Below are 6,484 nucleotides of genomic sequence, written 5' to 3'. Positions count from 1 at the left end.
GAGTTGGAATTTTTTGTTTAAAATTATTTCTTAATCACTTTTTTCGTGATGATGTTTCCATCTTTTAGGTGAATAGATAAAATATACATTCCAGCTGGATAATTTTTCAAATTAACTTCCGAACCCAATTCAATTCCAAGTAAACGACCATTAAAATCATACAGATTCACGTAATCAAAATTCTTCGCATTAATTTTTACCTTATCTGTTGTTGGATTAGGAAAAATTTCTACGAGTGTTTGTTGATAATTGTAATCGTTCGCAGATAATTCAGCCCAAGTATTTTCGGCTTTATCTCCGCCCCAAATTAATGTTGCTAAATACGGATTATCAATAAATGGATTTCGACTTCCTTGTGTTTCGGCAATAATTTCGTTTCGGACTTTCTCAAATTCAGATACTTTATCCTGTACATTCCATTTCAAAAACATATCAGGCATTCTATCTTCTTTGTTTGTCGTGGTATTGTTGTACGCAACCAATTGCGGATCTGTTTCCAACCCATAATGTACATACATATACATAATAATTCGCGCCACATCTCCCGTCCATTCATCACCAGGATAAAAACCTCCATTGATCAATTTAGCTTGTCCTGTCACATCTTGTGCCCATTTTTCACGATAAGCATTGTTACTTCTTGTCGAATTTAATTGTCTATCAACTGCACGTAAATTGTGCGCATCTGTACCTGTTCCTGGATTATTAGTCGTTAAAACAGGATTTGCTAATGATTTTGGAAAAACATGTTCGCGTTCCCATTTTCCATTTGCATTTCCGCCAGATTTGTTTTTATTGTTTACATCACGTGTTCGCTGTTCAGCATAAACAGTAGAATTATCAGTAAAACCATAAATCAATAAAACGCGACCTTGTGAATCTAAATCTAAGTCAGATTTATCTAAAATATTCCAAACTCCAGGCGTATAGCTAACTGCATGATGTGTAGCATTGATTAAATCGTGTAATTCTTCCTTTATCGTTTTTCCATTTTGTTTAAAATCAATCCCTTCATAATAATCGGGTTGTTGCGCAAAAGCGGCAAAAGGAAATAAAAAAAGTAAAAATTTTTGCATAACTATTTATAAATATTTAGCAAAAATAAGTATTTATAAGTAGCTAATAAATGATATTAAGATTAACAATTCTTAAATTTTTTACTGAAATTGTTTGATGTATTGTTTAGGCGTTAGACCATATTTCTTCTTAAATGCTGATATAAAATGAGATGGGTTTTCATAACCAATTTCAAACGAGATATCTTTTACCATTTGTTGATTTTCTTCTAATTTATGCAAGGCATATTCCAGTTTTTTATCCAATAAATAACCATAAACAGTTGTTCCATAAAGTTCTTTGAAACCTTCTTTCAGATGATATTCAGAAATGGAAAATTTTTCGCAAAGTTGTTTGATGGTTGGCGGATTTTTAAAATCAGCTAATAAATAATCTTTGATTTCTTTGATTCGTTTTCCTTCATTTTCATCATTCAAGAAAGGACAATGCTCAGTTTGATTTTCGATTTCAGAAAAATAAAGCGTGAACAATTCGTACATTTTTCCAATCAAAAATAAATTTTGAAATTGTGGAGAAAGTTTCATTTGTTCAATTTGATTCAAAACTAATTTTATCGCTGGCCCAATTTCGCGTTCAATATAAAATTTCTCTTGCGTCATGCTCGAAATCAAATTATTCTGAATTTGATATTCTGCAAACAATTGATGTAATTTATGAATAGACAAAACCACAATATAAACCTTACTTTCTGCATTTATATTTAACGATAATGGAATATCTAATGTTGGATAATAAAACAAAAAACTTTTTCCTTCGTTCAAATTGATTTTATAAATACCATTATTAAAATTAAATGTCAGCGAACCTTTTGTACAAAAATAGAATTGTATATAACGCTTGTCAATTCCTTTCAGAATCGTGTCTGTAGAAGCTGTAAAGTTGTCTATTTGAGCGATAAATACGTCTGTTGACAATTTATACTCGTTAATTTTACTTTTATGGGTATTTTTTAATTCCATTTTGAATAATGAGGTTTGTCATATAAAAAACGTGATAATTGTCAACTTCGCTCTTTATAATGGTTTACATACAAATATAAACCTTTAATTTATAATTATTCTAAAAAAGCAAACTTTAATTTTTAGCGTTATTTTTTCTTTTTAAAGTTATTTTTCGAAGACTTTTGAAACTACTTTTGTATCAGTATTTGAAGAAATGGCAATTAGAGGTAATAAAACGGAAGAAAATTTTTACGTAATCGGAATCAGTTATGAAAAAGCTGACGCCATTACACGTGGTAAATTTACATTTTTCCCGGAACAAGTTGAAACGTTTACACAAGATTCTAAAACGAATGGTTTAGAAAACTTTTTTATTGTATCAACTTGTAATCGTACTGAATTTTATGGTTTTGCAGAAAACGAAGATCAAATCGTTGAGCAATATTGTAAATACACAGAAGGTAATGCAGATGAATTCCGTCAATTTATGATGGTAAAAGAAGGAGAAGAAGCGATTACACATTTATTCCGTGTTTCGTCGGGATTAGAAAGTCAGATTTTAGGTGATTTTGATATTATCGGACAAATCAAAATTTGGTTTTCTCGTTTCAAAAAACAAGGTGCATCAAATGCTTTTTTAGAGCGTTTGGTAAATACTGCAATCCAAATTAGTAAAAAAGTAAAGAACGAAACTTTCTTAAGTAACGGTTCTGCTTCGGTCGCATATTCAGCGGTTAATTTTATTCAAGCAACGCAAGGAAACTTGGTTGACAAAAATATTTTGTTGTACGGAATTGGTAAAATTGGTCGTAATACGTGTGCTAATTTGGTCAAACATTATCCAAATACAAACATTACGCTAATCAATCGTACAAAAGAAAAGGCAGAAGTTCTTGGACTGAAATACGATATTACCGTAAAAGATCACAGCGAATTAAAAGAAGAATTACAAAAAACAGATATTCTAATTGTTGCAACGGGAGCAAGTAATTACACGATTACAGAAGAAATGATTCCGTTCGATAAGGAAATGACGATTATTGATATGTCAGTTCCAGAAAATGTAATTCATACATTGGCTGCTCGCGAATCTATTCAATTGGTAAATGTAGATGGATTATCTAAAATGGTAGACGATACAATTGCGCAACGTCGCAATGCAATTCCAGAAGCATTGGCAATTATAGAGGAGCATTCTACAGAGTTTTACGAATGGTTAGAAACCAGAGAATTGGTTCCAGCTATTCAATCTTTCAAAGATAGATTAGACTTTTTTCAGAGTTTTGCTTTAAATAATTTGAAAAAAGATAATGTAAACATTGACGAAAATGAAACGATTTTAACTGAAAAAGTAATTCAGAAAATTACAAATCAGTTTGCTTCTTATTTGATCGAAAATAAAGAAAATGCAGACGAAACAATTCAGTTAATCGAAAAAATGTTTCATTTAAAACAAGCTTAATACAATCATGAAAACAATAAAAATTGGTACACGTCAAAGTCCGTTAGCGCTTTGGCAAGCCAATAAAGTTGCTTCTATTCTTGAGGCAAAAGGTCATCCAACAGAAATCGTTCCGATTACTTCTGAAGGCGATGCAAATCTAAAACAACCCATTTATTCATTAGGTTTAACAGGTGTTTTTACGCGTTCATTGGACATTGCTTTGTTGAATGATCAAGTAGATATTGCGGTTCATTCGTTGAAAGATGTGCCAACTGTTTTACCAGAAAAATTAGAGTTGATTGCATATCCAGAACGCGCAAGTTCTGCGGATATTTTGGTGTACAAATCGGAAGATATTTTCGAGAAAAAACATCGTGTTATCGCTACTGGATCTTTGCGTCGTAAAGCATTTTGGAATCATAAATATCCAAATGATACGATTGTAGATTTACGTGGAAATGTGCAATTACGTCTGAAAAAGTTGCAAGATAATGCAGATTGGGACGGAGCTGTTTTTGCTTTTGCAGGTTTGGATCGTTCAGAAATTTTAGATGAATTGGCAGAAAAAGGTCTTCATTATAAAGTGATTGATTGGATGATTGCTGCACCATCACAAGGAATTTTAGGAATTGTAGCCAAAGAAGGTTTGGATTTGAGTGATATTAATAATCCTCAATGTGAACTTTTTGCAACAGTAGAACGTCAATTCTTGAATGTTTTAGAAGGTGGTTGTACAGCGCCAATTGGAGCATTAGTTGAGAAAATTGATGAAGAAAATTACTCGTTCAAAGGAGCAATTTTATCAATTGATGGACAAGAGATGATTTCAATCGAAAGACAATTCAAAGCAGATGAATATTTGACGAAAGGTCGCGAATTTGCTGAAGAATGTATTGCGCAAGGTGCAGCAAAAATGATTGAAGAAATTAAAAAAGAAATCGGAACGAAATAGTGCGAACGAAGGTTTTATTCACGAAGTTAATTTCTCCTGAATTGCTTGAAAAAGAATTTGGAACTGATGTTGAGGTGGTTTGTAAACCAACTTTACAAATCGAATTAACTTCAAAAAATGAAATTTCTGCGCAGATTGATGAATCTGTTCATCAATTTATCGTGACGAGTCAAAATACAGTAAATGCCATTCAAGGATTGGAATTGAATGGTCATTTTTTTGTTGTTGGAAAAAAAACGGCCGAAAAACTAAAAGCGCAAAACAGAAAGATTGTGTTGGTTAAAGATTATGCAGAAGATTTAGCGCCGAAATTGATTTCAGAAAACTATTCTCCGAAATGGAATTTCTTATGTGGTTCTTCGCGCCGAGATTTGTTGGTAAATGAATTGTCAAAAGCAAATCACGAAGTCAATCAAATCATTACATATCAATCAGAACAAATTGTTTGTCAATTAAATGAAACATTTGATGTGTATGCTTTTTTTAGTCCGTTATCATTCAAAGCGTTTCATCAACAAAATGAAATTCCAGAAAGTTCGCGTATTTTTACAATCGGAAATACAACAACTTCTGCGATACAAGAAGTTTATCCAAATCATGAAATTATAACTGCGCAAACACCATTGGTGGAAGTGGTTATCGAAAATATAAAAAAATACATCAATGATAAAAAATGATTTGCTTTTAAAAGCATTGAGAGGTGAGGAGGTAGAGCGTCCGCCAGTGTGGATGATGCGTCAAGCAGGACGTTATTTACCAGAGTTTATCGAATTGAGAGATAAATATGATTTCTTTACACGTTGTCAAACGCCAGAGTTAGCAGCTGAAATTACAGTTCAACCAATTCGTCGTTTTCCATTGGATGCAGCAATTATCTTTTCAGATATTTTGGTTGTTCCACAAGCAATGGGAATGAATTTCGAGATGAAACCTGGTGTTGGCCCTTGGTTAGAGAATCCTATTCGTACAGCTCAAGATGTAGAAAAAGTCTATATTCCTGATGTTGAAGAAGAGTTAGGATACGTTTATGCAGCGATGGATATCACAAAGAAAGAGTTGGACAATAAAATTCCATTGATTGGTTTTGCAGGTTCGCCTTGGACATTGTTGTGTTATGCAGTGGAAGGTCGTGGTTCTAAATCTTTTGATCAAGCGAAAGGCTTTTGTTTCCAAAATCCAGTTGCAGCACACCAATTATTAGAAAAAATTACACAAACAACGATTCAATATTTGTTGAAAAAAGTGGAACATGGTGCAAATGTGATTCAGATTTTTGATTCTTGGGGTGGAATGTTATCGCCAAAAGATTACGATGAATTTTCTTGGAAATACATTGAGCAAATTGTAAACGAAGTTTCTAAAGTGGTTCCTGTAACAGTTTTTGCAAAAGGTTGTTGGTTTGCTTTAGAGAAAATGGCAGATTCTAAAGCATCTGCTTTGGGTGTTGATTGGACGATTACGCCACAATTAGCGCGCGAGTTTACAGGTTTCAAAAAAACGTTACAAGGTAACTTTGATCCTTCTCGTTTGTTATCGCCACCAGAAACTATTCAGCAAATGGTAAAAGAAATGATTGACGATTTTGGTCCGTATAAATATATTGCCAATTTAGGTCACGGAATTTTACCAAATATTCCAGTAGAAAATGCACAAGCTTTTATAGAAGCTGTTGTAAATTATAAAAGAGATTAAGAAACTCGATATAACAAGAAAACCTTCCAGAAATGGAAGGTTTTTTTATTGAATATATAATTTAAATTTTACGATTGTACTAAGATCTTTTGCATAATAAGCGATCCAATAATAATTATTCTCTTTACTTAAAATTCTATATTTATATTTTTCTCCTTTTCTACTAAATGATTTTTTCATTGAATTATTGCTTTCTAAAAATTCTAGATTAAAATCATAATTATTCTCCCAATGTAATTTTAGTTTAGAAAAAGATTCATCAATAAAATATTCAATCCAATTATTATTTTCAATTTTTACAATTGTTTTATCTCCCTCATAATCAAAATAATATAATTCAGAAGCTGATTTAATTAATTTATACCCGTTGTGCATTTT

The 6,484-nt window shown here is 32.0% G+C and carries 7 protein-coding genes; 4 read left to right on the top strand and 3 right to left on the bottom strand.

Annotated elements, in window-relative coordinates; translation table 11 throughout:
* Positions 1-23: 23 nt before the first annotated feature.
* A complete protein-coding gene (locus B4G36_RS06880) occupies positions 24-1,076 on the bottom strand; it encodes an endonuclease (RefSeq protein WP_291062922.1) in 1,053 nt (350 codons plus the stop codon).
* An 81-nt stretch (positions 1,077-1,157) separates the two neighbouring features.
* Positions 1,158-2,036, bottom strand: a complete 879-nt coding sequence (locus tag B4G36_RS06875; RefSeq protein WP_291062920.1) for a helix-turn-helix domain-containing protein — start codon at positions 2,034-2,036, stop codon at positions 1,158-1,160.
* Between the two features lie 196 nt (positions 2,037-2,232).
* Between B4G36_RS06875 and hemA the strand changes: the two genes are divergently transcribed.
* From hemA to hemE, 4 genes are read left to right on the top strand one after another with little or no spacing between them, the layout of a single operon-like run.
* Positions 2,233-3,480, top strand: a complete 1,248-nt coding sequence (hemA, locus tag B4G36_RS06870; RefSeq protein ID WP_038332101.1) for a glutamyl-tRNA reductase — start codon at positions 2,233-2,235, stop codon at positions 3,478-3,480.
* Between the two features lie 7 nt (positions 3,481-3,487).
* Entirely contained in the window at positions 3,488-4,414 is a 927-nt protein-coding gene (gene hemC, locus B4G36_RS06865) for a hydroxymethylbilane synthase (protein WP_280051036.1), read from the top strand.
* Entirely contained in the window at positions 4,414-5,091 is a 678-nt protein-coding gene (locus B4G36_RS06860) for a uroporphyrinogen-III synthase (RefSeq protein ID WP_291062917.1), read from the top strand. The genes hemC and B4G36_RS06860 overlap by 1 nt, the downstream gene beginning before the upstream one ends.
* Positions 5,078-6,106, top strand: a complete 1,029-nt coding sequence (gene hemE / locus B4G36_RS06855) for a uroporphyrinogen decarboxylase (protein ID WP_125348769.1) — start codon at positions 5,078-5,080, stop codon at positions 6,104-6,106. Before B4G36_RS06860 ends, hemE begins: the two co-directional genes overlap by 14 nt.
* A gap of 45 nt (positions 6,107-6,151) precedes the next feature.
* On the opposite strand, the gene B4G36_RS06850 is transcribed toward hemE, so the two are convergent.
* Positions 6,152-6,484 (bottom strand): hypothetical protein (locus B4G36_RS06850; protein ID WP_291062915.1); only part of this gene is annotated, 333 nt, incomplete at its 5' end.

Source organism: Empedobacter sp. UBA3239, from assembly GCF_002362875.1.
Lineage (GTDB): Bacteria > Bacteroidota > Bacteroidia > Flavobacteriales > Weeksellaceae > Empedobacter > Empedobacter falsenii_B.
This window is presented reverse-complemented; position numbering and strand designations above follow the sequence as displayed.

Coding starts and splice junctions, on each gene's coding strand:
- B4G36_RS06880 (WP_291062922.1), bottom strand. CDS start 1,076: ATGCAAAAATTTTTACTTTTTTTATTTCCTTTTGCCGCTTTTGCGCAA.
- B4G36_RS06875 (WP_291062920.1), bottom strand. CDS start 2,036: ATGGAATTAAAAAATACCCATAAAAGTAAAATTAACGAGTATAAATTG.
- hemA (WP_038332101.1), top strand. CDS start 2,233: ATGGCAATTAGAGGTAATAAAACGGAAGAAAATTTTTACGTAATCGGA.
- hemC (WP_280051036.1), top strand. CDS start 3,488: ATGAAAACAATAAAAATTGGTACACGTCAAAGTCCGTTAGCGCTTTGG.
- hemE (WP_125348769.1), top strand. CDS start 5,078: ATGATAAAAAATGATTTGCTTTTAAAAGCATTGAGAGGTGAGGAGGTA.